The 24,322-nt window shown below is 64.9% G+C and carries 22 protein-coding genes; 10 read left to right on the top strand and 12 right to left on the bottom strand.

What is annotated here, in order from left to right:
• Positions 1 to 25: 25 nt before the first annotated feature.
• Positions 26 to 982, top strand: a complete 957-nt coding sequence (locus R3E77_01360; GenBank protein ID MEZ5498055.1) for an NAD(P)-dependent oxidoreductase — start codon at positions 26 to 28, stop codon at positions 980 to 982.
• 14 nt (positions 983 to 996) lie between these two features.
• Here the strand turns inward: R3E77_01360 and R3E77_01355 are convergent, their stop codons facing one another.
• Positions 997 to 1,353: a YciI family protein gene (locus R3E77_01355; GenBank protein MEZ5498054.1), complete on the bottom strand. Its 357-nt coding sequence runs from the start codon at positions 1,351 to 1,353 to the stop codon at positions 997 to 999.
• Between the two features lie 210 nt (positions 1,354 to 1,563).
• On the opposite strand from R3E77_01355, the gene R3E77_01350 reads away from it, so the two are divergent.
• Positions 1,564 to 1,797, top strand: a complete 234-nt coding sequence (locus R3E77_01350; GenBank protein ID MEZ5498053.1) for a DUF3562 domain-containing protein — start codon at positions 1,564 to 1,566, stop codon at positions 1,795 to 1,797.
• Here R3E77_01350 and R3E77_01345 read toward each other — a convergent pair.
• Genes R3E77_01345 through R3E77_01325 form a run of 5 tightly spaced genes read right to left on the bottom strand, consistent with a single transcriptional unit; the run spans position 1,786 to position 7,820 of the window.
• Entirely contained in the window at positions 1,786 to 3,726 is a 1,941-nt protein-coding gene (locus tag R3E77_01345) for a hypothetical protein (GenBank protein MEZ5498052.1), read from the bottom strand. The genes R3E77_01350 and R3E77_01345 overlap by 12 nt on opposite strands.
• A gap of 31 nt (positions 3,727 to 3,757) precedes the next feature.
• Complete coding sequence (locus tag R3E77_01340; GenBank protein MEZ5498051.1) at positions 3,758 to 4,678, bottom strand: DMT family transporter; 921 nt, start codon at positions 4,676 to 4,678, stop codon at positions 3,758 to 3,760.
• Positions 4,675 to 5,943, bottom strand: coding sequence for an FAD-dependent oxidoreductase (locus tag R3E77_01335; GenBank protein MEZ5498050.1), 1,269 nt, complete (start codon positions 5,941 to 5,943; stop codon positions 4,675 to 4,677). Before R3E77_01335 ends, R3E77_01340 begins: the two co-directional genes overlap by 4 nt.
• Positions 5,944 to 6,900 carry a proline racemase family protein gene (locus R3E77_01330; protein ID MEZ5498049.1) on the bottom strand — a complete coding sequence of 319 codons (957 nt, stop codon included), beginning with the start codon at positions 6,898 to 6,900 and terminating at the stop codon, positions 5,944 to 5,946.
• Positions 6,897 to 7,820 (bottom strand): dihydrodipicolinate synthase family protein, encoded by a 924-nt coding sequence (locus R3E77_01325; protein MEZ5498048.1) that lies wholly within the window; start codon positions 7,818 to 7,820, stop codon positions 6,897 to 6,899. Before R3E77_01325 ends, R3E77_01330 begins: the two co-directional genes overlap by 4 nt.
• A 73-nt stretch (positions 7,821 to 7,893) precedes the next feature.
• Here R3E77_01325 and R3E77_01320 point away from each other — a divergent pair, with 73 nt between their 5' ends.
• From R3E77_01320 to R3E77_01300, 5 genes are read left to right on the top strand one after another with little or no spacing between them, the layout of a single operon-like run.
• Positions 7,894 to 8,340 carry a copper chaperone PCu(A)C gene (locus R3E77_01320; GenBank protein MEZ5498047.1) on the top strand — a complete coding sequence of 149 codons (447 nt, stop codon included), beginning with the start codon at positions 7,894 to 7,896 and terminating at the stop codon, positions 8,338 to 8,340.
• On the top strand, positions 8,337 to 11,297 hold the full coding sequence (locus tag R3E77_01315) for a CHAT domain-containing protein (GenBank protein MEZ5498046.1): 2,961 nt from the start codon (positions 8,337 to 8,339) through the stop codon (positions 11,295 to 11,297). Before R3E77_01320 ends, R3E77_01315 begins: the two co-directional genes overlap by 4 nt.
• 57 nt (positions 11,298 to 11,354) lie before the next feature.
• Entirely contained in the window at positions 11,355 to 12,215 is an 861-nt protein-coding gene (locus tag R3E77_01310; protein ID MEZ5498045.1) for a hypothetical protein, read from the top strand.
• 58 nt (positions 12,216 to 12,273) lie between these two features.
• Complete coding sequence (locus R3E77_01305) at positions 12,274 to 13,146, top strand: DMT family transporter (protein ID MEZ5498044.1); 873 nt, start codon at positions 12,274 to 12,276, stop codon at positions 13,144 to 13,146.
• Positions 13,115 to 14,650 carry a deoxyribodipyrimidine photo-lyase gene (locus R3E77_01300; protein ID MEZ5498043.1) on the top strand — a complete coding sequence of 512 codons (1,536 nt, stop codon included), beginning with the start codon at positions 13,115 to 13,117 and terminating at the stop codon, positions 14,648 to 14,650. Before R3E77_01305 ends, R3E77_01300 begins: the two co-directional genes overlap by 32 nt.
• Here R3E77_01300 and R3E77_01295 read toward each other — a convergent pair.
• A complete protein-coding gene (locus tag R3E77_01295) occupies positions 14,537 to 16,306 on the bottom strand; it encodes a DUF2207 domain-containing protein (GenBank protein MEZ5498042.1) in 1,770 nt (589 codons plus the stop codon). The genes R3E77_01300 and R3E77_01295 overlap by 114 nt on opposite strands.
• Positions 16,303 to 16,854 (bottom strand): LemA family protein, encoded by a 552-nt coding sequence (locus R3E77_01290; GenBank protein ID MEZ5498041.1) that lies wholly within the window; start codon positions 16,852 to 16,854, stop codon positions 16,303 to 16,305. Before R3E77_01290 ends, R3E77_01295 begins: the two co-directional genes overlap by 4 nt.
• A 112-nt stretch (positions 16,855 to 16,966) precedes the next feature.
• Between R3E77_01290 and R3E77_01285 the strand changes: the two genes are divergently transcribed.
• Together R3E77_01285 and R3E77_01280 are read left to right on the top strand one after the other, a co-directional pair.
• On the top strand, positions 16,967 to 18,055 hold the full coding sequence (locus R3E77_01285; protein MEZ5498040.1) for a methylated-DNA--[protein]-cysteine S-methyltransferase: 1,089 nt from the start codon (positions 16,967 to 16,969) through the stop codon (positions 18,053 to 18,055).
• Between the two features lie 15 nt (positions 18,056 to 18,070).
• Positions 18,071 to 18,445 (top strand): hypothetical protein, encoded by a 375-nt coding sequence (locus R3E77_01280; GenBank protein ID MEZ5498039.1) that lies wholly within the window; start codon positions 18,071 to 18,073, stop codon positions 18,443 to 18,445.
• A gap of 37 nt (positions 18,446 to 18,482) precedes the next feature.
• On the opposite strand, the gene R3E77_01275 is transcribed toward R3E77_01280, so the two are convergent.
• The gene (locus R3E77_01275) at positions 18,483 to 19,751 is read right to left on the bottom strand and encodes an amidohydrolase family protein (GenBank protein MEZ5498038.1); all 1,269 of its coding nucleotides are present in this window, start codon (positions 19,749 to 19,751) and stop codon (positions 18,483 to 18,485) included.
• Positions 19,752 to 19,850: 99 nt separating this feature from the next.
• On the opposite strand from R3E77_01275, the gene R3E77_01270 reads away from it, so the two are divergent.
• Positions 19,851 to 20,963 (top strand): NAD(P)H-dependent oxidoreductase, encoded by a 1,113-nt coding sequence (locus tag R3E77_01270; protein ID MEZ5498037.1) that lies wholly within the window; start codon positions 19,851 to 19,853, stop codon positions 20,961 to 20,963.
• Between the two features lie 19 nt (positions 20,964 to 20,982).
• Here the strand turns inward: R3E77_01270 and R3E77_01265 are convergent, their stop codons facing one another.
• From R3E77_01265 to R3E77_01255, 3 genes are all read right to left on the bottom strand, one after another.
• Positions 20,983 to 21,519 carry a TlpA disulfide reductase family protein gene (locus tag R3E77_01265; GenBank protein ID MEZ5498036.1) on the bottom strand — a complete coding sequence of 179 codons (537 nt, stop codon included), beginning with the start codon at positions 21,517 to 21,519 and terminating at the stop codon, positions 20,983 to 20,985.
• Between the two features lie 75 nt (positions 21,520 to 21,594).
• A complete protein-coding gene (locus R3E77_01260) occupies positions 21,595 to 22,536 on the bottom strand; it encodes an aldo/keto reductase (GenBank protein ID MEZ5498035.1) in 942 nt (313 codons plus the stop codon).
• Positions 22,536 to 24,320, bottom strand: a complete 1,785-nt coding sequence (locus tag R3E77_01255; GenBank protein ID MEZ5498034.1) for an acyl-CoA dehydrogenase — start codon at positions 24,318 to 24,320, stop codon at positions 22,536 to 22,538. Before R3E77_01255 ends, R3E77_01260 begins: the two co-directional genes overlap by 1 nt.
• Positions 24,321 to 24,322 lie beyond the last annotated feature (2 nt).

The following is a 24,322-nucleotide window of genomic DNA, read 5'->3' as shown; positions in this document are numbered from 1 at the left end:
GACAGGATAACAAGGCAGGTGTCGAATGCGCGGTGTGTTCCTCGACTACGCAACAGTCAGTCGTGGTGATCTCGACCTTGCCGCACTGCGCGCCGCTCTTGGCGATCTCACCGTGCACGAGTTCAGCGCCCGCGAGGAGATCGCGCCCCGGATAGCCGGCTGCGAAGTGATCATCACCAACAAGTTGGTGATGGACCGGGACCTCATCGCGGCGAATCCTGCGCTGCGCCTCATCGCGGTTACCGCGACCGGCACGAACAACATCGACCTCGAGGCAGCCAGGGCCCGTGGTGTTGCCGTGTGCAACGTCCGCGACTATTGCACGACCTCCGTCGTGCAGCACGTGCTGGGAGCCATGCTGCTTCTGACGCATGGTCTTCGGGAGCATGCCGATCTGGTCGCGCGTGGTCGCTGGCGCGACAGCCCGCAATTCACGATGCTCGCCTATCCGATCCGCGAGCTTCGCGGCCGCAAGCTCGGGGTTGTTGGTTTTGGCACGCTGGGGCGCGCTGTGGCGCGCGCCGCCGAGGCAGCACTCGGCATGCAAGTGCTGGTCGCGGCCCGCGCCGGTGCGCCCGCGGCGGATGGTCGCATCCCCCTGCTGCAATTGTTGCGCGAAGCAGACGTGCTCACACTGCATTGCCCGCTGACAGACGAGACGCGGAACCTCCTCGATCGGGAGAGACTGGCCTTGATGAAGCGGGATGCCATCATCGTCAACACGGCGCGCGGCGCGCTCATCGACTCCCATGCACTGGCCGGGGCATTGCGGGCGGGCGCGCTCGCTGGCGCTGCGATCGACGTGCTCCCGAGCGAACCCCCGGTCGATGGTGATCCGCTGCTGGCCACTGACATCCCGAATCTCATCGTCACGCCGCACATTGCCTGGGCCGCGCGCGAGGCCAGGCAGCGCTGCATCGACGAGGTCGCCGGAAACATCCTGGCATTCGCCCGGGGAGAGCGTCGCAATCGCGTCGATTGAGTCGCTGGTAACGCTTACCAGATCTTTCCGCCGACGTACTTGCCCGCCGCTGGCAGGTGGGGGAAATATTCCACCGACGCAAATACGCCGGCTTTGTAGTAGGGATCGTTTTCGATCAGCTGCCTTGCCTTCTGCAGACTCTTGGTGCGCAGCGAGAAAACACTTCCGACCGTACGCGTACCGCTCTCGTCGTAGAGCGGCCCGGCAACATTGAGCTCATCGAGTACCGTCTCGATGTAGGCCAGATGTGCGGCCGTCGCCTGCTCGCGCAACGTCGCGCTATGCGGCACATCGCGGCAGAAGACGACATAGCCGCTCTGGTCATGGCGATCGTGTACGGAATTTCCGCTCGCCGAGCTCGATGAGTTCACGTCGCGTGGCCCCCAGGGTCTAGTCGCGGAAAATTGCAACTGTTATTTGAATGTAACATGGTCTCGTGCCGGAATCGTCAGGATATCTACCTAACCTGCTGATTGAACTCGGCCGCAGGTCTGCCGTGGAATTGTTACAGTTTTGTTGCGGCCAGGGATCTTGCCGCGGCGGTTGCGAGTGACCTTGCCGATGATTAGCATCGATAGGTGATGGACAACAACAATGAAACCGAGCCATCGGCTTCAACCAACGAACTCGTTGCGCGCATAGCCGGCCAGACTGGAATCGATGCAAGCGAAGTGGCGAGGCGCTACAACGACGAACTCAATGCGCTCATGTCCGAAGCACGCATCAAGAGTTTTGTCGGGATCATTGCGGCAAGACGAACCCGAGAGCAATTGCGCGATGGCGCTCGTGCAGGCCACATCGCCTCACCTGCCTGAGCGCTCTCTCGTCGCCCGCGGCTTGAGAATCGCGGCCAGCCGGTCTTTCGCTCCAGGTAGCGGCACGAGGTGCGGGTAGCGGGCACCATCTGAGTATTTTATCGCAACGCTCCGGTAGCGATCCTGCACCCGCACGAGCAGCGTGATGACCGCGCCGTCGGACTGCGCGGCCGCGACAGCGGCCTTCAAGAGTTGCGGCGTATAGCTGCGTTCATCGACGGCGATGACCGTCATCCCGGGCGCAAGGCCTGCCTCGAATGCGGCGCTGCCCCAGCGCACCTCCTGTACTTCCGCATTCTTGGTGGACAGTACGACGCCGATCGAATGATACAGATCGACGATCTTGCGCTCATTCTCACGCTCGGCAATATAAGGCGACAGAGCCGCCGTGTAGCTCAGCTGCCAGCCACTTCGGCTGAGTGCCTCGAGCACCCTATCGGCGCTGTTTGTATGCAGCCGCTCGCCGAGGTAGTTCGCCCAGTCGCCCGGCGCAATCGCTTCCAGTGCGGCCACGACATCTGCGAACTCGTAGGTCGACGGCGCGAGGTCCACGGAATCGCCACCGAAGAAACGACGCGCGAAGTCATCGAGCGAGCGGCGGTCGCTGGTGAGCTCGCGCAGGCGCGCGTCGATGCCAAGCCACAGTAACTGGCCTTCGGAATAGTAATCACTCCGGCGCTGCCAGTCGGGATAGCTTACGGCGCCGCCATAGCTCATGATCGGCTGATAGACCGTATCGGCAAGCGGCCGCCAGCTGCGCCCCTGGCGGTCGGCGCCATAGACAGCAGCGACCCAGGCGAGCGATTCACGCGCAAAATCCCTGTCCCAGAGCTGCGAGCGCGCTGCCAGCACGAATCCCCAGTATTCGGTCAGCCCCTCGTAAACCCAAAGCAGCGTGTTACCCATCGGTTGGTTGTAGTTGTCGGTCGTCAGGTCCGCGGGACGCCGATACTTGCCGTTCCAGGAGTGCACCAGTTCGTGTGGCAGCAGGTCGCGTGAGATGCGCTGCTCGTTCCAGTTGATGAAATAGCCCGGCGCGACGGCGTTCTCGCTCGATTGGTGATGCTCGAGACCGATGCCACTGAATTCATCGCTCAGCGCCAACAGGAAGTCATAGTGGTGATAGTGCTGCCCGCCGAACAGCTCGCGTGCCTGGCGCATCAGCTCGGCATGCGCACCAACCTGGCCGTCGGCGATGTTAAGTTCGCGCGGATTCTGTGCCAGCACATTGAGGCGCGCCGGCGGCGAATTGCCGGTGAGCTCCAGACTGCGAAAGTGCGCGCCAGCGAACAGCGGCGAATCGATGAGCGTGGCGAGCGAGGTCGGCGCGAATTCCACCTGCCCGTCTACGCCGGCCCCACTGCCGAGCGCGGTCGCGTATTGCCAGCCGTCAGGCAGACGGATCGAGGCGGCCACCGTGAGTTCGCGCGGCAGGACACTCGCTGGATAGAGCAGCATCTTCTCCCACTGCACGCTCAAAATCTCGCGAGTCATGACGATGCGGCCCTGGGCGCGATCGAAGGGCGAAACGAACTGCAGATCGATGTCGAGTTGCTTCGCACCGTCCGGGACGATTACATGGAATGCGTACATGTCGCCTGCATCGCGCTGCCAGGCGATACGCTCACCGCCCGCCTCGATCTGGAGGCCCGCAAGCGCGTCGATCGGACCGGTGGGTGCATGGTTGCCGGGCAACCATTGCGGGTAGTACAGGGTGATGGGCCCGGGTGTGACCGCGAGCGTCTCGTGCACACGATAAATCCGGTGATCGATGTCGGTCGCATCGACCTGCAATCGCATGGCCGGGGTTGCCGTATCGCTGACGCTCACCTGCGCGAGACCGAGGCCGAGCACCAGCAAAGCGCCCGCCCTGGCCCAGTTGAATGCTGCATATCCGTTTGCGCCGCCGCGCTCGTATCCGCTCGTCATGTCCAACTCCTCAAGATCGAATCGCACAAGCTTAAACGCGCTGGCGACGTGCCGCATCCCGGGTGGCTGCCCGGGCGATCGCTATTGCCGCGAACACGACCGCCGCGCCCGCGAACTGCACGGGATGCAGCTGCTCGCCAAGGAACCACCAGGCGAATGCCGCCGCAGCGACGGGCTGCAGGTACAGCCCGATGGAGCCGAAGGTGGCGGGTAATTGCTGCAGCGCATAGGCAATGAGTCCCTGCCCCAGACACTGCGACATGAGCGCAAGTCCTATGACCATGCGCCAGCCATGGGCACTGTGCGGCAGCAGTCCCTCGATGTGGGCCGGAATGAATAGCAGGACCGCCGTGACGAGCGCCGTCCAGAACATCAACACGGCGGTCGCGTGGCGTCGCCGCAGATCGGCGACGATGAACAGATAGGCTGCGTAGAAGACTGCCGTGATGACGCCGTACAGGTCGCCGCGCAGATTGCCGAGACCGGCTTCGAGCCGCGGCAGGACGAGCAGAACGAGGCCACACATGGCAACCAAGATGGCAAGCCAGAGCTTCGGATCGGGACGTTGCCGGTAGATCCACCATGAAGCGAGCGCGACGAAAACCGGCGTCATGTTGCCCTCGAGCGTCGCCAGCGCAATGCTGGTTGCGATAAGTGCCCAGTGCCAGAAGATCAGATCGGCGGCCAGAGCCAGGCCGCACCAGAGGAAACCGCGCTCATAGCGGAAATTCGTTGTGCCATCCCGCGCCCGATGTCGTTGCCAGAGCAGAACCACTCCGAACACGGGCACGGAAATCGCGACCCGCCAGAATGCGGTCGCAATCGGCCCGGTATCGGCCAGGCGCACGAAAATTCCGGACGATGCAATGGCCAATGCACCGACCAGCAACGCAAACAGGGCCGGCGCAGCACTGCCTCGCAACGACGACCCGTCGATCCCGGTCTGGCTCACCCGAAACGCTCGGGATCAAGCGCCTGCAGCGCGATGGCTGGCGTCTGCCTCGCGAGCAGTTGTGCGCCCAACCTGCCGGTCACGGCGCCGAGCGATACGCCGAGCATCGCGTGGCCGGAAGCGATGACGACGTTGTCGAAGCGCGACAGGCGACCGAGCAGCGGCAAGCCATCCGGCGTGCAGGGACGAAGCCCGGCCCATGCAGGCACTGCGCGCAGCGCTTCGAGAGAGATATCCGGCACATGTCGCGCAACGGCCGCCAGCATAGGCGCGAGCCTCGCCGTCGGGATGCTGGAATCGAGGCCTGCGAATTGCATGGTGCCGGCAAAGCGCAGACGTCGGCCCATGGGCGTCACAGCGACCCTCGAGTCGACCATTATTGCGGGGTGCCGGGGCAACACGGCCGGCGAGTCGAGCGTGACACTGATACCCTTGCCCGCCTCGATTACGAGGCGGGCACCGAGTGTCCGTGCGAGCGCCGGCGAGAACGCGCCGGCTGCGATCACGTACTGGGCGGCGCGCATCGCCTGCTCGCCCTGCGGCGAGCGCACCATGACATCGCGCACGTTGCCGCGATCGACTCGAAATTGCACGGCCTCATGCTCATGCAGCACCGGCACACCCGCCGCATGCAAGCGCCGCTCGAGTTGCTGGTGCAAGCGGTCGGGCTCGAGGCAGGCGTCCTGGCTGTACAACACCGCCCCGGCGACCTGATAGCGCAGCTCCGGCTCGAGGCGCGCGAGGTCGGCGCGACTGACGGGTTCCGCTGCGATGCCAAGCGAGCGGGCATGTGCGATGGCTGCGGTCTCGGCCTCAAGGCTGCCCTGCGACTCGCACAGACTGAGAAGTCCGCTCGGCGCGAAGCCGAAGCCGCCCTGCCACTGCCGATCGAGTTCCGTATAAAGCTCGCGAGAGAGCAGCGAAAGATCGCGCAACAGCGGTGCGCTGCGCGCTACATGACGTGCAGTGGCATGGCGCAGAAAATGCCAGCTGAAGCGCAACCAGGCGGGGTCGAGGCGCGGTTCGACGCGAAGCGGACTTGCCCGGTCGAACAGCGACCTCACAGCAAGGCGCAGCGCAACCGGTGAGCTGAGCGGCTCGAAATGACTCGGAACGATCTGACCTGCATTCCCCAGGGAACAGCCGCTGTGATTTGAAGTGCTGCGCTCGAGCACGGTCACCTCGAACCCGGCCTGGCGCGCAAACCATGCGATGCAAAGCCCAATGACGCCGCCACCGATGACGACGACGGTGGAATCGCTCATTCAGCCGCCGCCGGGCATGCCGTCACGCAGCGGATCGCCAGGGTCGAACACCAGCGTGGCGTCGGCCGTGATCCATGCGCGACCGCGTATGGTCGGCAGCAACTGTCCGTCGCGGGTTTCGACGCTGCCGGCGAACACACTGCCGGTGATGCTCTCCTGCCGCCAGGGCTGCCCCACACGCAACCGCCCATCCGCATGAAGACAGGCCATGCGTGCGCTTGTACCGGTACCGCAGGGCGAGCGATCGTAGGCGCCGCCCGGGCACAACACGAAGTTGCGACTGTCATTGCCATCGCCCCGTGCCGGGCCCGCAATCTGCACGTGGTCTATGTGCGCGCCACCCTCGCCGGTCAGGCCGCTCGCATCGAGTGCGCGACGCACACGGCGTGTTCGATCGAGCCAGTAGTCTGCGCATTCGAGTCCGATGCCTGCCTGCGGATCGTCGATGATGAAGAACCAGTTACCGCCCCAGGCAACATCGCCGACGACCGCACCTATGCCCGGCACATCGAGTGTCACGTCCTTGCGGTAGCGAAAGGCCGGTACATTGTGCACGGACACGTCGCCCTCGCCGTGCAATTCGACGGCAACCACACCTACGGGCGTGGCGACGCGGTGCTTGCCGGGCTCGATACGTCCAAGCCACTCGAGAGTCGCGACGACACCAATCGTGCCATGGCCGCACATGCCGATCGTGCCGGCATTGTCGAAATAGATTACTCCGGTCGCACAATCCGCCGCATCGCACAACAGCGCGCCAACCAGCACGTCGGATCCACGCGGCTCGGTGATGACACCGCGAATGAAATTGCCGTGATGAGTCTGCAGGGCGGTGCGCCGTTCGGCGAGGCTGCCGCGAAGCTGCGGGCCGCCGGCGAGCACGACACGTGTTGGCTCGCCGCCCGTGTGCGAATCGACGACCCGAACCCGGCGCGCGCGCGCGACTGTATCGATCATTTGCGCGGTGCCAGTACCGGTCGCGCAGCCATGCCGCGCCGTATGATGCCGAGGATCTGCTCGCGCTCTGTGCCTGCGAGCGTCAGCCGCGGCGGCCGCACGTGTTCGGCGCCGAGTCCGACTTCGGCGATCGCGAGCTTGATGTACTGCACGAACTTGATCGGCGTGTCGAGGTGCAGGAGCGGCGTGAACCAGCGGTACAGTTCGCGCGCTGCGGCATAGTTGCCGCTCGTCGCGAGATCCCACAGCCGCTGGCCTTCCTCCGGAAACGCGAGGTTCATGCCCGAGATCCAACCCGTCGCGCCCAGCATGACGGATTCGAGCATGAGGTCGTCGACGCCGCAGAAGATCTGGTAGCGCTCACCGGTGAGCGAGATGAGGTCCGTGACCCGGCGCACGTCGCCCGAGGACTCCTTGATGGCCACGAAACGGGGTTCGTCGGCGAGCTCGGCAAACATCGCCGGCGTGATATCGACATGGTAAGCCAGGGGATTGTTGTAGCAGATGATGGGCAGCTCGCTGGCCGCTGCGACGGCGCGGTAATGCGCCATGGTCTCGCGCGGATCGGCGCGATACACCATGGCCGGCAGGACCATCAGCCCCTGGACACCGAGTTGCTGCGCTCGTTCGGCAAAGCGGCAGGCACTCGCCGTAGTGGTCTCTATGACTCCGGCGACGACCGGCACGCGACTCCCTGCCTGCTCGAGCGCGCAGCGCAGCACGGCGATTTTTTCGTCGGCTTCGAGTGCCAGGTTCTCGCCAAGCGAGCCGAGCATCACAATGCCCGCCGACCCCGCTTTCAACATGACCTCGATGTGCCGCGCGGTCGCGGCCAGATCGAGCGTGTGATCCGCGCGAAACTGCGTAGTCATGGCTGGAAAGACGCCGCGCCACTGCGACGCGTTGCTGGCTGCAGACATAGTTGGCTCCCTGCGAATCACATTCATTATATAGGCGCATCGATGCCCAGGGTGGCTCTGGCATAATGCCGCGATGCCTCGTCGCCTTCGAACCGGGTTGCTGCTGCTTGCCCTCGTCGCGCCAATCGCAACGGCGTTGACGGCGGAAGCGGGCCTCAGAGTCGACCATGCCTGGCTGCGCAACGCCGGGCCCGGCGGCCGGATCGCGGTCATCTACCTGCAACTGCACAACACCAGCCGCAAACCCATCGTCGTGACGGCGGTCGAGGTGCCCATCGCAACGTCCGCGCAGATTCATCGCAGCAGTGTGGTCGGCGGCATGACACGCATGCGTCCAGAACCGCGGGTCGTCGTGCCTGCGGGCCGCTCCGTGCAATTCGCACCCGGCGGCCTGCACATCATGCTGATGGGACTCTCACGGCCGTTGCGCGACGGCGAACGCATACCGCTGCGGCTCCTGACCGAGAGCAACGGCACGATTCACGCGGTGGCGCTGGTCAGACCGCTGTCGGCACAGTGACCCAGCAGGACCCGCAGGGCTATGACGTCACGCCATACGACCGTATGGCGTGGAGCGACGTCGAAGCCGAGCGGCTGCTGGCGAGCGGCGAACGCAAACGGGAGTTGACCGCCTACTTCGGCAGCGAGCTGTACGAGGAACTGCGCGGCCTCGCGCAGAAAAGCGCCACGCGTGGACCAGGCCGCGGCACGGTCTGGATCGTCCCCGGCATGATGGCCACGCAACTGGGCTTGCCGCGCCCCGCGCCATTGCCCAACGACGTGCTGTGGCTCGATCCGATCGACATCGCGATCGGACGGCTCACCGCACTGGCGTGGCGGGAGAACAGCGCTGTGCGCGCACTTGGCGTCGTGCTGTTTGCAGGGCTGAAACTCAAGCTCACTCTAAGCGCCGCCGGCTTCGCGCCGCGATTCTTTCATTACGACTGGCGCCGCCCCATCCGCGACCTCGGGCACGAATTCGCGGCTGCGATGCGCGGCGGGAACGACATGCCGCTCGCGATCGTTGGCCACAGCATGGGCGGGCTCGTGACCCGAGCGGCGCTGCGGCTCGATCCTGCAATTGCGGTACGGCATGTGGTGCTGCTAGGTACCCCGAACCTTGGCACTCATGCATCGGCACAGGCCCTGCGTGGCACCTATCCGGTGGTGCGCAAGGTGGCGATGCTCGACTTGCGGCATTCCGCGGAAACCCTGACACGGAGCGTATTCGCGAGCTTTCCCGGGCTTCATGACATGCTGCCGCGGGACGACGGGTCGCAGCGGGCGTCGCTCCTCGACCCCGCCAACTGGCCGATAACGGGCCCTCGGCCCAATGCTGAACTGCTGCGCGAGGCGCAGGAGCTGCCCCAATGGCTGGCGGCAGCCGATGCGCGCTATCGCTGCATCATCGGTTATGGCCATGACACCGTTGTGGCGGCCACGAACGACGGCGACGAATTTCGCTATCGATTCTCGCGCGATGGCGATGGCACGGTCGCCGTGCGCTCGGCCGAGCTTCACGGTGCCGATTGTTACTATGCGCGCTGTCGCCACAGCAATCTGCAGCGTGACAACGATGTGCTGCAGACCACGCTCGACATTCTGCGCGATGGCGGCAGTGAGCGGTTGCCACGTGCACAGCCCGCCGTCCGCGCGCCCCAGCTCGAGCTCAGCGACTCACAGCTTGCCGCAATGTTCACGGGCAAGCTCGACTGGAATGCCTTGTCGGGCGACGAGCGACGGGTGTTCATCGAGAACCTCGCCGATCTGCCGCCGCTGCGTCAGCGCGCCGCCATCCTGCGGCCGGCCGCGTCACCAGCCAGTCATCCAGTCACTGTCGAAGTGCGCGGCCAGGACATCTCCGACGCCAATGCCGACGCCCTCGCGGCAGCGATTTTCGCCGACGTGCAACCGTCCGGCGCCGTTGCGGCAATTGACCTGCGCCTTGGCGGCGTAATTGGCCAGTTCGCACAACGACGCATGCTGCCGGGCGATGCCGGGCGCATCACGGCGATCCCGGCGCCACGCGGTCTCGCCCACGCACGCAATGTCTTCATCGTGGGGTTGGGATCCTTCGCGCACCTTGCCGACGGTGATATCGAATTCGCGGCGCGCAACCTGATGCGTTTCGCGACGCAGGCGCGATTGCGCTCGATTGCGACCGTGCCCTGGGGCGCAGGTTCGGGCTTCGACCTGGAGCGGTCGGTTACGGCCCAGTTGCGCGGCTATCTCGCCGTGCTCTCTCATCATGGAGTCAATCCCGGTCTGGATCGCATCGTCATTTGTGTTCGCGGCCAGGCGGCGCGGCGCGCGGCAATGCGCGCCGCCGAGTCGCTGGCCGGCAGCGATAGCGGCGAAGCGCCCGGACTTCGGGTCATTGCCTCCGGGGCAATCGGGCCGCGCGTGAAGGCGCAGCGCCGCGCGCGAGCGACGGTGCCGCAGCAAACCTACCTGATCGTCAACAGCGAATCGCGCAGTGCGGGCGGCGAGCAGTGGCGCGCAACGGTACTCACTTCCGGTACGGCCGCTGCGATCATTACCGCGAGCCAGTCCGTCAAGCGCCCGGCGATCAATGCACTCCAGCGACAGTTCGCTCGCGGAGAACTGAGCGCGAGCGAGTTGCGAGCACTGGGTGCGAAGCTGCGCTCACTGTGCCTGGCCGGTGACATCAGCGGCGCGTTGCGCGGCGAGCGCGGGCATCACCTGGTTGTCGTGCACGACGATTCCACGGCCGGCCTGCCCTGGGAGGCGATGCTCATCGACAACGACTATCCCGCGCTCGCGGGTGGCGTGAGCCGACGCTACGCCGCAACCAACCTGGCGCCGGCCCGCTTCACCGATGCCCGGCGCCAGGACGGCGAGTTGTCCGTACTGTTGATCAGCAACACGACCCTGGACCTGCCGGGTGCGGAGCTGGAACGGCAGCGGCTTCTGGCAATTTTCGCCGAACTGCCACAGAGTCGTGTGACGGATCTCAACGGCCGCGCGGCAACCCTCGCCCGCGTGCAGGCCGAACTGCGCTCGGGTAAGTACGATGTGCTGCATTTCGCGGGTCATGCGCGGTTCAATGCGTCACGACCCGGGGGCAGTGGCATCGAGTGCAGCGACGGGCTGCTGGCAGGCACTGATCTCGCGCGCCTGGCGCGACTTCCGGCGTTGACGGTTTTCAATGCCTGCGAAAGCGGCCGACTGCGCCGCAGCGGGCAGGCGCGCGTCGCGCACGTCGAGCGCAACATCGGCCTTGCCGAGGCGTTCCTGCGCGGCGGCGTTGCGGGCTATGTCGGCACCTATTGGCCAGTCGGGGATGCCGCTGCGACAGCGTTCGGCGCCGCCTTCTACCAGTCGCTGCTGGGTGGCGGGTCTGTCGGCACGGCGGTACTGTCAGCGAGGCGCGCGGTGCGGGACAGCGGCTCGACGGACTGGGCGGATTATCTACATTATGGTGACCCGGAATTTCGCCTCAAGGAATTGTTCTAGAACCTGCAGTCAACCGCAGGGCAAGGCATGCGTTGCCTGTCTGATGGGAGCGATGCGATGAGACGATGCCACGCGGTGCTGGCAGCTTCGCTGCTGCTGCCTGGCGGGGCAGTGGCGGGCAGTTTTTCTGCCACGGTCGCCAGCCTCGTCGATGCCTCCGGCAGCTATGGCGCGGATGTCGATGTGCTCTTTCGCCCGAACCAGCACGTCAGCATGTCGGCGGGCGCAGGTCACACGACGTCATCGGCCGATTTCGCCGACCTGCACGGCCGTGCATTGCGGGCGGCGCTGGATTTGCACAACGATCGCCTGGGCGCGAGAGTCGGGATCCGCAGCTGGTCTGATTCAAGTGACTATCAGACACGCACCGCTGCGGCGGAGATCTATTTCCGCGCCGGGGCTTTCGAATTCGGTTTGCGCGGCGAGGACCAGCACAGCGATGTGGCGTTTTCGTTGACGCTCGCCAATACGCTCATCGAGCGCCGCCTGGCGGTGGATGGCACCGGCATCGGCGCCAACATCACCTACATCGGCGGGAACTGGGCAGCGATCGCAAGTTACACAAGTTACGACTTCGGCCGTACGGTGGACCGGTTGCAGCAAGCCCTGAGCGCGCCGCAGGTCGATAGCAGGCCGCGCCTGGCGGCACTGATCGGATCGCTCCTGACCGATCTGAGCGCAACCGTCGACAGGCGCTATTCGCTGACGCTCGATCGCAGTTTCATCCGCAGCGGACTGCGCTTCGACATAGGCGGCGTCGAGGATGCGCTCGATGGTTCGCAAGCCCAGAGTGCCAGTGTGTCGTGGCGCTATGCCATGACGCCGCGCTGGGAAGTCGAACTCACCGGCGGCATGAGTGACGGCGATAACCTCGACGGGGTAGGATTCGCAGGTGTGGCGCTGACGCTGCGCAATTGAACGGCCGCCTGGCCGCGAATTCGGGTCAGCGTCCTCCTTCCCTGACGACGGCTGTTCCATGCACACGACAAACATTCGCGGCATTGCCATCATGCTGCTTGCGATCGGCGCGTTCTCCGCCATGGACGCGCTGCTCAAATTCCTTGCCGCGGACTACTCGCCGTTGCAGGTCAGTGCGCTGCGCGGCGCCGCCTCATTGCCTTTCCTGCTGCTGCCGACGCTGGTGCGCGGCAATTGGCAAAGCCTGCGCCCACAGCGCATCCCGGTGCATCTGCTGCGCGGCGCCCTGATGGTCATTGTCATGACGAGCTTCGTCTACGCGGTGAGCCAACTCACGCTGGCTGACACTTATGCGGTTTTCCTCGCTGCGCCGCTCATCGTGACCGCACTGTCCGTGCCATTGCTCGGCGAACAGGTCGGACCGCGCCGCTGGCTTGCCATAGCCGTCGGAATCTGTGGCGCGCTGACCATGTTGCGCCCGAGCGGCGCGAACCTCGTGAGCCTCGGCGCACTGGCGGCATTGTTGTCGGCCGTCTGCTATGCGGTCTCGGCGATTACGGTCAGGTGGCTGACGCGCAGCGAAAGCACCGGCAGCATCGTCATCTGGTCATTGGCGACGATGACTGTGGTCTGCGCCGCGCTCGCGGCGCCGTCCTGGGCGCCGGTACAGCCATCGCATTGGTGGGTAATCATTGCCATCGGCGCTGTCGGCGCGGTGGCGCAATATCTCTTTACGGAGGCTTTTCGCGCGGCGCCGGCATCGGTCATCGCGCCGTTCGAGTACTCCGCGTTGCTCTGGGGCATGGGGATCGACTGGTTCGTCTGGCAGGTCGCGCCGTCGTCGCGCGTCCTGCTCGGCGGTTCGATCGTAATCACGAGCGGCCTTTATATTATCTGGCGTGAGCGAGCGCGGCCCCTTGCCAGTGGCTGACGATGTGGACATCGCTATCCTTTGGCTGCGGCGCGACCTGCGCCTTGCCGACAACCCGGCCTTCGCCGCGGCTGCGGCGCACTCGGCCGTCATACCCGTATTCATCTGGGATGACGAGGACGAGGCGCCCTGGTCGCCGGGTGCCGCGAGCCGCTGGTGGCTGCATCAGTCGCTCGATGCACTGCAGGTGGACCTTCTCGCGCGCGGCAGCCGCCTGCTGCTGCGACGTGGCCGCGCCGCGTCGGTGTTGCCGGCCTTGCTCGATGAAACCGGCGCGCGGCACGTGTACTGGAATCGTTGTTACGAACCCGGTGCCATCGCGCGCGATACCTCGATCAAGCAGCAATTGCGCGCCAAGGGCATCAACGTGCAGAGCCACAACAGCGCACTGCTGATCGAGCCTTGGCAACTCGCAACCCAGCAAGGCAAGCCGTTTCAGGTGTTCACGCCCTTCTGGCGTGCGGCGCTGTCGCAACTTCCACCGCCCGGGCGCGCCACGCCTGCGCCGGTTCCGCGCGCACCGCCGAAGTGGCCCGCGAGCGTTACCCTCGACTCGCTCGGACTCATGCCCGCGAGGGACTGGTACAAGAGCCTGGCGCAGCACTGGCAGCCGGGCGAGGCCGGTGCGCAGCAGCGGCTTCGCGAATTCGTCACCGACGGTGCTGCCGACTATGCCCGGCAACGCGAATTTCCCTCACTGCCAGGCAGTTCGCGGTTATCACCTCATCTTCATTTCGGAGAGATATCGCCGCAACAGATCTGGCATGCATTGCGCAGCACTGCCGATTCACGCGGGCTCGGCCCGGCGCACTGGCGGGACAGCCGATTCGTCACGGAACTCGGCTGGCGCGAATTCGCCCATCACCTGCTCTATCATTTCCCGCACACGACCTCGCAACCACTGCGCGCCTCCTTTGCAAACTTTCCCTGGCGCAGCGATGAGGCGGCATTGGCTGCGTGGCGTCGCGGCGAGACCGGCATACCGCTGGTCGATGCCGGAATGCGGGAACTCTGGGCCACCGGCTGGATGCACAACCGGGTGCGCATGGTGGTTGCATCCTTTCTGGTCAAGAACCTGCGCCTCGACTGGCTGTGCGGCGCTCGCTGGTTCTGGGACACACTCGTCGATGCGGATCTTGCGAACAATACGCTCGGTTGGCAGTGGGTGGCCGGTTGCGGCGCGGACGCCGCGCCCTATTTCCGGATTTTCAATCCCCTCAGCCAGGCGCAGAAATTCGATCCCGGCGGCGATTATGTGCGACGTTGGGTGCCGCAGCTCGGGCCGGGCGGCAAGGCCACCGACTATCCGGCGCCGATCGTGGATCTGCGGGTATCGCGGCTCGACGCACTCGCCGCCTATCGCGACATGCGGGAACGCAGCGCGGGCGGGCTACCAACCGCCGCCGCCACCGCCACCACCACCACCGCCCGACGATCCGCCGCCGCCGCCGCCGGAACTCGAGCCCGGCGGACTCGACGCGGAAGAAATCGCACTGGTCAGTGACGAGCCGATGCTGTCGGTGAATTTCTGCGCTCCGAGATCCTGCCAGGAATTGCCGCTGTACCAGCTGGTGCCTACCGACGCCGTTGCCGGATCGGTCGCGAGGAGCGTGGCGAATTTCTCGGCCCAGCTTTGTTCAACACCCAGCGCGAGAGCCGCCGGCAGATAGCTCTCGAACAGGCTCGCCGTCATCTTCGGCGCATTCTGCAACTTCAGTGCTTCGCCTTCGGCGATGCCAAGATACATCTTGAAGCCGAGAATCTGCTCCATGACGCGCTGCCCGGCGACCGTGGGGGCCTTCAACAATTTGCCGAACACTCCGTTCAATGCGAGCGCGAGTACGGCGACGAGCAGGGTGGCCCAGCCGGCGGGGCTCCGAAAAAGCCAGACGGCACCGAGGCCAGCGACCTGACCGAGGAAGAAAAGCAGCACCAGCAGGACGATCGACAGCGCGACACCCAGGCCGTGCCACAGGCCGTTGATATGGAAGAACCTGTTCTTGTAAGCGTTGCGCAGCGCGGCTTCATGCGCATCCCGCGCCATGCGCAGGATCTCATGGTTCTTGTTCTGCAGCGCAATCGACGGTCGCGCGCCGAGCAGCTCCGCCAGCAACGGCTGCTCATCGCCCGAAAGGGCGGCCTGCTTCGTGTCTGGTTCGCACCGCTGCAGTACGTAGTCTTTCTTCTGGCCAAACATGCCGCCGCTCGTCCGATCGATGCGCAAGTGGCCTTTGACGGCGAGGCTGAGGATACCCGCGGCGAAGCACCGATCGTCGTAGGACATTTCGCACAGGTAGCGCATCGCCGCAGCCGAATGGCCTTCGGGCGCACTGTAGTGCGGAACGATCAGGCGCCGCGCCGGATCGCGGCCGACGCGATTCCAGGCGTAGTAGTAGTAGGCCGCGAGCGACAGGAGTCCCGTCGCGGCGAGGAGCGCAAGCCAGACATCCCGCAACAGGTAGCGTGCTCGCATCGCCGCAGATGGCGGCGCAACGATACCTTTGGGCCAACCCACCACGATGGTGAAGCCCTCGCGTGGTTGCAGGCTGCGCGTGGTGACGAACAGCGCCTGACCGGTGTTGGCTTCGGCTGAAAAATCTGTCCCACGTTCGCCCTGCAGCCCGGTGTAGGCGCCAAGCGCAAGCAGGCCCGCCGCAACCTGCGCCGGCAGCTGTACCCGCGCGCTCGCCGTCTCGATGGGCAGTGCCCAGCCGTTGCCAGTCACATTCCAGTAAAGTTCGTCGTGATCGGCAAAGAAGCCGAGCTGGCGATCGGTCGAATAGACAATCACGTACTCGTGCCGGCCCGGCGCCACCAGACGCTCCGGATCGCCGATGTAGATGCGTATGCCGTTCGCCTGGGACTCGGTGCGCGAAGGCTCGATGCGGCCGTCCCGCTCGGCGTAACGAAGTTTGAAACCAACGACCACCGGCTGGCCGTCCGCACGCCGGTAACGGGTCGGAAAATCGCGATAGATGCCACGCCTGATGGTCTCGCCGCGCGCCTCCACGACGATGGTTTCGCGCACTTCGAGTTCGCTGTTGGCGGCGATGGTGATGTTGCTGTCGAAACTGACGATGCGCTCGCCACCGCTGGCTGCGGCCGGCGCGGCACTGAGCGCAAGTGCAGCGACCAGCAAGGCGCGGCAACGCGCCATCATGGCAGCTTGACGGCCGGCACCATGGCTGCAGCCTGCTGGTCGAGTTCGAAGAATTCGACCGCGCGCAATGCCATCAACCGCGCGATGAACATGTCCGGAAAACTCTGGATGCGGGTATTGAAGCGATTGACGGCGCCGTTGTAATACCGGCGTGCGTACTGGATGGAATCCTCGGTCTCGACCAGTTCGCGCTGCAATTGCAGGAAATTCTCGCTGGCCTTGAGATCGGGGTAGGCTTCGGCGATGGCAACCACGCGCTGCATGGCCGCACCAAGACTGCTCTCCACGCCGGCAAGTTCGCCAGGGTGCGAAAGACGTTGCCCTTGCGAGCGCAATTCGCTCACTTGGGTGAGCAGGGCCTGCTCGTAGCTCGCATAGCCTTTCACAAGCTCGACGAGTCGCGGCACCAGGTCGTGACGCCGGCGCAACTGGACATCGACATCGCTCCACGACTGGGCGATGCGATTACGGTCCTGCACCAGGCGGTTGTAGACGAAAATCGCCCACCCCGGTATGGCAACCACGATTGCCGCAATCAGCCAGTTCACGGAGCCTCCTCCCGTTGCAGCCCGCACCGAGACATTAGCGGTTTTTTCCGCACGGGCAAGTTGTCGTTTTTTCGGTGGCCGTACCGGGGCGAATCCGGCCATCATTGGCGCCATGACCTCGACGCCGAGCATTAGAGAGATGCGCCGCGCCTTCATGGCGCGCGATGCCAGCTACGATGGCATATTCTTTGCCGCCGTGCGCACCACCGGTATCTTCTGCCGACCGTCCTGCCGCGCGCGCAAACCGCTTGCCGGCAACCTTGAATTCTTCGCCACGGCCGGTGCCGCCATGTTCAACGGTTACCGCGCCTGCAAGCGCTGCCGGCCGCTCGAATCCGGGGGCACGATACCGGCGTGGGTGCAAGCTGCCATCAAGGCGCAGCTCAAAAGCCGCGATGGCCGCTTGCCCGCCGCGGCGATCCGCCGTCTCGGCATCGAACCGGCGCGCCTGCGCCGCTTTTTCAAGCAGCATTACGGCATGACCTTCCAGGCCTATTGCCGGGCGCAGCGCCTGAGCGCGGCGTTTACCATCATCAAACAGGGGAGTACCGTGAGCGAAGCAGCCATCGAAGCCGGCTATGAGTCGGAAAGCGGCTTTCGCAGTGCCTTCGAACGCATTTTCGGCGCATCGCCGATCGAGGCGACCAACAGCGACGTGGTCGTCCTCGACTGGTTGGCAACGCCCGTGGGCCCCATGATCGCGGGCGCGACCGACAAGGCGCTCTGTCTGCTCGAGTTCACCGATCGGCGCATGCTCGAGACACAGCTGCAGACGGTGCGCAAGCGGCTTGGCATGCCGCTGCTGCCGGGCAGGAATCCGCTGCTCGCACAACTTCGCACCGAGCTGCAGCAGTACTTCGCTGGCGAGCGCCAGCAATTCGCGCTGCCGTTGTCCTACCCGGGTACGCAATTCCAGCGCAGCGTGTGGCGTACGCTCCTGAAGATCCCCTATGGCGAGACCTGGTCGTACCAGGACGTCGCGCGCAGCATCGCCAATGAGCGCGCGGTTCGCGCCGTCGGCCAGAGCAATGGCCTCAATCGTATCGCCATTGTCATTCCCTGTCATCGCGTCGTGAATGCCGACGGCAAGCTCGGCGGCTATGGCGGAGGTCTGTGGCGCAAACAATTTCTGCTCGATCTCGAACGGCGGCATTCATCGCGTCCATCCAATGGCTACCTTTTCGGCGAATCCAAGCTATGATGTACGCACTGTCTGATGAAACGCGTCGACCTCGAAGAACCACTCGCCAGTTATTTTGCCCACGCCGAAGGTGAGCGGCGCAACGACAAGCGCTGTTTCACCATCACGCTGCCCTATCGCAACGATCGCGGCATCGACAGCATCAAGTGGTATTGGCGCCTGGGCGAATCAGAAGAGCGCATCATCGGCGAAGAAGGTGTCAACGCCCGGCGGCTGCGCGAAACGGCGCGATTCTGCCGCCATGTCGAACGCTGGCTGGAAATGACCCGGCAGCAATTGCGCGCCGACGGTCCGATACCGCGGCTGATCAGCACCAAGGACGACGAAACCTCGCCTGCGACCGCTGAGGACGCGCCCGCATGGAGCGATCGCCAGGTCGCAAACACCTGACTGACTGCGCGCAGCGGGCAGCGTCCCGCCTGTTGCGCTAGGGCCCCTTGATGACCTTGCCACCTTGCATGACGAAGGCGACCTGGCGCAGCAGATTCACGTCCGCCAGCGGATCGCCACGCACGGCAATCAGGTCGCCATAGCGGCCAGCCTCGATCGCGCCGACATCCTTGCTGCGGCCGAGCGCCTCGGCGGCCGTGACGGTCGCAGCGCGAATGGCCTCGAGCGGCGTCATGCCCCAGCTCACCATTTTTTCGAATTGCCGGGCGTTGTCGCCATTCGGGTAGACACCGCCATCGGTCCCGAAAACCATTCTGACGCCGGCAGCATGCGCCGCCTTGAAGGTCTGGCGCTGCTTGAGGCCGATCATCCGCTCTTTCTCGAGTGACTCCGCGAACTCGCCATTCTTCTCGCCTTCGGCAAGTATGTAGTCATCGTTGTAGATATCCATGGAGAAGTAGGTGCCGTGCTTTTTGGCAAGGTCGAAGGCTTCCTGGTCGGCGAGGCTGCAATGCTCGATGGTATCGGCGCCCGCCCGGATCGCCGTCTTGATGCCATCGGCTCCGTGCGCATGCACGGCGACGCGCAAGCCGAGCATGTGTGCCTCGTCGACCAGCGCTTTCATTTCCTCGTAGCTGTACTGCTGGCCGCCGACGGTATCGGTCTTGGAGAACACACCGCCCGTGGCGCAGAACTTGATGACCTCGGCGCCTGCCTTGCGAAGCTTGCGGACCGTCGCGCGGATCGCGTCGGGCCCGTCGGCCACCGCCGGATTCGGTGTCGTCACGGATGGCGGAAACTCGGTGGTATCGCAATGCCCACCCGTGGCGCCGATCGCGTAGGTTGCCGGAACGATACGCGGGCCAACGATGTAACCTGCCTCGACGGCCTGTTTGAGCGCGACGTCGTCATAGTTCGACGAGCCGACATTACGCACTGTGGTGAATCCGGCCTCGATCGTCCTGCGCGCATTGGCGACACCGACGATGGTCCAGAAATTGTCGGTAACCTCGAGATAGCGGTAGCCGCCATAGGTCGGATCGCTGGTGAGATGCACATGCATGTCGATCAGGCCGGGCAGCAGCGTCATGCCCGGCAAATCGATCTGTCGTGCACCGAAGGGAAGTGGCGCACCGGCCTGCCCCACCGAGGTGATCCGCCCGTTGTCGATGGTGATTGCGGGCTTGTCGATCACCCGCCCGCCCTGCACGTCGATCATGTGATCGGCCGTGACGACCACGATCTCGGCGCGTGCGGCACCGGCAAGGCCCAGGACCGAGATGAAAGCAACAAGAGCCAGGCGCATCGTTCGTCTCCCTACGTTGATGCATGCATTCTAACCAACCGCTGGCGCCGGCAGCTGCCATAATTTTGCGTCGAGCAGGCGCGCAACGAGGCAACGCCCATGGCAGAAGAATGGATTGATCTCGGACCCGTCGAAACATTGCGTACTCAGGAGCTGCAGACGGTGGCGGTCGGCGCGTCGCGCGTCGCCTTGAGTTACCGCGATGGCCGCTTCGGTGCGGTATCGAATACCTGCAATCATGTGGGCGGGCCGTTGGGCGATGGTCGCCTCGATGGCGAGTACCTCGTCTGTCCATGGCATTACTGGAAATTCCACCGCTCGAGCGGGCGCGGCGAACCAGGCTATGAAGCCGACGCCGTCCCCTCCTACGCACTGCGCGAGGAGAACGGACATCTGCTGATCAGCGCACAGCCGGTGAGCAAACGCAGCCGTGCGCCGCACCCGCCGCATGCGCTCGCGCGCGATGTGAAGCGCGAGCCAGGCCCGGTGCGCGTCCTTGGGCTGTCGACCACGCTGATGAGCGCCATGGAGCCCCGCTATAGTACGTCCGAAGCGCTACTGCGCCATGCGCTCGAACACAGCGCCGCGACTGCCGGTTGCGCAACGCAATTCATCCGGGTGCAGGATCTCAACTTCCGCCATTGCGAGGGGTTCTATTCAAAATCCGCGCGCGCCTGCACCTGGCCCTGCTCCATTACCCAGATGGATCCCGACGACCAGATGGATCGCATCTACGAAGGGGTAGTGCACTGGGCCGATGTGATCCTGGTCGCGACACCGATCCGCTGGGGTGCGCCGAGCAGCCTCTACCAGAAGATGGCGGAGCGCATGAACTGCATCCAGAACCAGCAGACCATCGCCAACCGCAATCTTCTCGGCAACAAGGCCGTGGGCTTCATCATTACCGGCGGCCAGGACAACGTGCAGGCCGTCGCCGGCCAGATGCTGATGTTCTTTGCAGAGCTCGGTTGCCAGTTTCCGCAGTATCCGTTCATCGCGCACTCGCGCGGCTGGAGCGCCGAGGACATGGAGAACAACATGCGCGAAGTGCGCGAATCGGACGAATTGCGCGCCGCGGCCGCCGGCCTGGTCGAGCGCTGCCGCGCGATGGCGGAATTGTCCATTGGCGGTGCGCTCGGCAGGTCACCGCGCCTGCCGGGTGGCCGCAAAGCGCATCGCGACACGGGACGGGCCAGGGCGCCGCGCGCCTGAGGCGCGAGCCGGGCAGGTTCTAGCCGCCCTTCGACGTATCCCCACGCATCGTGCGATCCAGGGCCTTGCGAATCTGCGCGGCCCAATACGGCGCCAGGCGGCCGGCTTTGGCGCTGCGCGCCCCGAGCGCATCGACTTCGCTCGCGAGCGCGCCGGGCTTTTGCAGCGTCGCGAGATCGAACACGATGCGATTGCCGCGATCGACGACGATGAGACCCGGCGTGCCCGTCACGCCGTATCGCATGGCCACCTCGTCGCCACCGGTCAGCGGTGTGAACTGATAGCCGCTCCCGCGCAGATAAGCGAGCGGATCGCCATCTTCCTTGATCGATATCGCGAGCACGCGAAGGCGTTCGCTGCCGTACTCATCGAGCATCGATTGCAGGTGCGGCATCAGGGCTTTGCAATAGGGGCACCAGGTCGCCCAGAAGAGCAGCACGGTCACGCGTTGATCGCCGTGGCCTGGAAATTCGAACTGACTGCCATCGGCGGCGGCGAGTTTGAACGAAGGCGCCTGCGGCGCGGCGCCCGATTGCGACACGATCGGCAGCGCCATTGCCAGGCACAAGGCCAACCCCGTCCGTCGCGTTATTCCCATGCAGACTTGGACCGTGGCTGCAGGCGAAAAATTTCAGGCACGCACGGCGTCGGCGATCTGCTTTCGCAACCTGCGTCCAGGCATTGCGCCACGGCCGGCGGCCAGGTTGTCCTTCATGTGGCTCGCCTTGCCGGTCGCCGGAATGACGCAGGTCACGGCCGGGTGGGAAATGACGTATTTGAGCAACAGCTGCGCCCAGCTCGTGCAATCGATGTCGGCGGCGAAACCCGGCAGCGGCTGCTGCCGCAGCCTGGCAAACACCTTGCCATCCTCGAAGGCCCGGTTGACGAGCACCGCAACACCGCGATCCGCCGCCAGTGGCAACAGGCGCCGCGCCGCGTCGGGCGTGAAGGCCGAGTAATTGGTCTGCACGAAATCGACCTGATGGCGTGATATGACTTCAGCCAGCTGATCCTGCGACGCCACCGTGTAGTGGGTGATGCCAACGTAGCGGACCCGACCTTTCGCCTTCCACTCAGCGAGGGTTGCCAGCTGCGTATCCAGATCGAGCAGGTTATGCACCTGCATGAGTTCGATGCGCTTGCGGCGCAGCAAACGCATCGACTCGCTCATCTGCGCGACACCCTGATCGTGCCCGCGCGTCCAGACCTTGGTAGCGAGAAAGGCTCGCGCCTGCATTGCTTCGGTCAGGAGATCGCCGAGCACGGCCTGGGCCGTCGAATACATCGGCGACGTGTCGATGAGCATGCCGCCGCCAACGAAAAAGGTCTCGAGCACCTCGACGAGTTGCCGGCGCACCGTGTCATCGTCCCCCACCTCGAACGGACCGGAGGTGCCAAGCCCGATGACCGGAATGCCTTCGCCACTCGAGGGGATGCGCCGGATCAGCAAGTGCTGGTTTTCATCGGGTGAGTGCTCGTGATCGCCGTTGCTGCCCTGATGTGCGTAGCCATCACGGCCAACGACGGTGGCGGCCGATGCGAGCGCGAGGCGCAGCCACTCGCGGCGCCGCATCAAATCAACTCGACCGCAGTTTGCTGCACGGCGGCTGCACCGCCCGCAACGATCGCCGCTGCGGCCAACGCCTCCGGCATGACGTGATCGATGTAAAAGCGCGCGCTCTGCAGTTTGGCGCGGTAGAAAGCCGCGTCGTCGCCCGCGCCCGCCAGCGACGCCTGCGCGATTGCGGCACTTTTCGCCATCATCCAGCCGCCGAGCACGACGCCAGTGAGTCTCACGAAGGGCACGGCGACTGCCTGTGCGCTGGCGGCATCCTTGGCAAGCAGCGCCAACAGATCTTCGCGGGCCTTGCGCAATGCCTTCACATAGGGCTTCGCGTCACGGGCGATCGCCGCGTCGATCTCACGGCCCTTCATGATGGCTTCCAGGTCGTTGTCGATGTCATCGAGCAACGCGCCGAGGGCCGCGCCGCGATCCCGTCCCAGCTTGCGCCCGATCAGGTCATTGGCCTGTATGCCGGTGGTGCCCTCGTAGATGGTGGTGATGCGGACGTCGCGATAGATTTGCGCGGCGCCGGTCTCTTCGATGTAGCCCATGCCGCCATGCACCTGGATGCCGAGCGATGCGATTTCGATGCCGCTCTCCGTGGACCAGGCCTTGACCACGGGAATCAGCAGATCGCCGCGGGCCTGGCAGGCCGTTCGCCGCGCCGCATCGGCATGATGGCCGGCGAGATCGAGTTGGTGCGCCGCATAGAGCGCCACCGAACGCAGCGCTTCGGTGCGGGATTTCATCAGCATCAGCATGCGCCGCACATCCATGTGATGAATGATCGGCAGGGGTCCCGGTGCCGCCACCGGCGGCCGGCCCTGCACGCGCGTGCGTGCCCATTCCGCCGCCTGCTGCAACGCGCGCTCCGCCATCGCATAGCCCTCGAGGCCGACCGACAGTCGCGCCGCGTTCATCATGATGAACATGTTCTTGAGCCCCTGGTTCGGCTCGCCGACCAGATAGCCGATCGCGCCGTCTTTCTGGCCGTAGGCCATGACGGCGGTGGGACTGCCGTGGATGCCGAGCTTGTGCTCGATGGACAGGCAGGCGACGTCATTGCGCTCGCCGAGGCTCCCGTCGGGATTCACCAGGACCTTGGGCACGAGGAACATCGAGATGCCCGCCGTACCGGCCGGCGCGCCTTCGATGCGCGCCAGCACCATGTGGATGATGTTGTCCGCGAGATCGTGCTCACCGTAGGTGATGAAGATCTTCTGGCCGAACAGCCGGTAGTGATCGCCCTCCGGCACGGCGCGTGTGCGGATCTGGCCCAGGTCCGAGCCGGCCTGCGGCTCGGTGAGGTTCATCGTGCCGCTCCATTCCCCGGTCACCATCTTCGGCAGGTAGCGCTCCTGCTGTTGCGGCGTACCGCGGTGCTCGAGCGCCTCGACCGCACCCTGGGTCAACATCGGGCCGAGCTTGAACGCGAGGTTTGCCGACGCGAACATCTCCTCGACGGCGGTGCCGACGCTGTTCGGCACACCCTGGCCACCGTGCCGCGTGCCGGCGCGCAAGGTACCCCAGCCGCCTTCGACATATTGTCGGTAGGCCTCCTTGAAACCCGGTGGCGCAATGACACCCTCGGGCGTCCAGCGCGCGCCGGTCTGATCCGCACTACGATAAAGAGGCTCGAGGACTTCTTCGGCGAACTTGCTCGCTTCTGCAATGATCGTGTCGGTAACTTCGGACGAATAATCCGATAGACCGGGGGCCGCGGCCCAGGCGGCGGGGGCGCGCAACAACTCGTTGATATTGAAACGCAGATCTCTCGTGGGTGCTCGGTACATGG

It is taken from the genome of Steroidobacteraceae bacterium (assembly GCA_041395505.1).
Classification (GTDB): Bacteria; Pseudomonadota; Gammaproteobacteria; order Steroidobacterales; family Steroidobacteraceae; genus JAWLAG01.
This window is presented reverse-complemented; position numbering and strand designations above follow the sequence as displayed.

Bases quoted from the DNA above. Each gene is read 5' to 3' on its own strand.
- R3E77_01275 (MEZ5498038.1), bottom strand. From the start codon at position 19,751: ATGCGCCTGGCTCTTGTTGCTTTCATCTCGGTCCTGGGCCTTGCCGGT.
- R3E77_01335 (MEZ5498050.1), bottom strand. From the start codon at position 5,943: ATGAGCGATTCCACCGTCGTCGTCATCGGTGGCGGCGTCATTGGGCTT.
- R3E77_01280 (MEZ5498039.1), top strand. From the start codon at position 18,071: ATGAAACGCGTCGACCTCGAAGAACCACTCGCCAGTTATTTTGCCCAC.
- R3E77_01350 (MEZ5498053.1), top strand. From the start codon at position 1,564: ATGGACAACAACAATGAAACCGAGCCATCGGCTTCAACCAACGAACTC.
- R3E77_01265 (MEZ5498036.1), bottom strand. From the start codon at position 21,519: ATGGCGCTGCCGATCGTGTCGCAATCGGGCGCCGCGCCGCAGGCGCCT.
- R3E77_01270 (MEZ5498037.1), top strand. From the start codon at position 19,851: ATGGCAGAAGAATGGATTGATCTCGGACCCGTCGAAACATTGCGTACT.
- R3E77_01255 (MEZ5498034.1), bottom strand. From the start codon at position 24,320: ATGTACCGAGCACCCACGAGAGATCTGCGTTTCAATATCAACGAGTTG.
- R3E77_01320 (MEZ5498047.1), top strand. From the start codon at position 7,894: ATGCCTCGTCGCCTTCGAACCGGGTTGCTGCTGCTTGCCCTCGTCGCG.
- R3E77_01305 (MEZ5498044.1), top strand. From the start codon at position 12,274: ATGCACACGACAAACATTCGCGGCATTGCCATCATGCTGCTTGCGATC.
- R3E77_01285 (MEZ5498040.1), top strand. From the start codon at position 16,967: ATGACCTCGACGCCGAGCATTAGAGAGATGCGCCGCGCCTTCATGGCG.
- R3E77_01295 (MEZ5498042.1), bottom strand. From the start codon at position 16,306: ATGATGGCGCGTTGCCGCGCCTTGCTGGTCGCTGCACTTGCGCTCAGT.
- R3E77_01330 (MEZ5498049.1), bottom strand. From the start codon at position 6,900: ATGATCGATACAGTCGCGCGCGCGCGCCGGGTTCGGGTCGTCGATTCG.
- R3E77_01325 (MEZ5498048.1), bottom strand. From the start codon at position 7,820: ATGTCTGCAGCCAGCAACGCGTCGCAGTGGCGCGGCGTCTTTCCAGCC.
- R3E77_01345 (MEZ5498052.1), bottom strand. From the start codon at position 3,726: ATGACGAGCGGATACGAGCGCGGCGGCGCAAACGGATATGCAGCATTC.
- R3E77_01310 (MEZ5498045.1), top strand. From the start codon at position 11,355: ATGAGACGATGCCACGCGGTGCTGGCAGCTTCGCTGCTGCTGCCTGGC.
- R3E77_01360 (MEZ5498055.1), top strand. From the start codon at position 26: ATGCGCGGTGTGTTCCTCGACTACGCAACAGTCAGTCGTGGTGATCTC.
- R3E77_01260 (MEZ5498035.1), bottom strand. From the start codon at position 22,536: ATGCGGCGCCGCGAGTGGCTGCGCCTCGCGCTCGCATCGGCCGCCACC.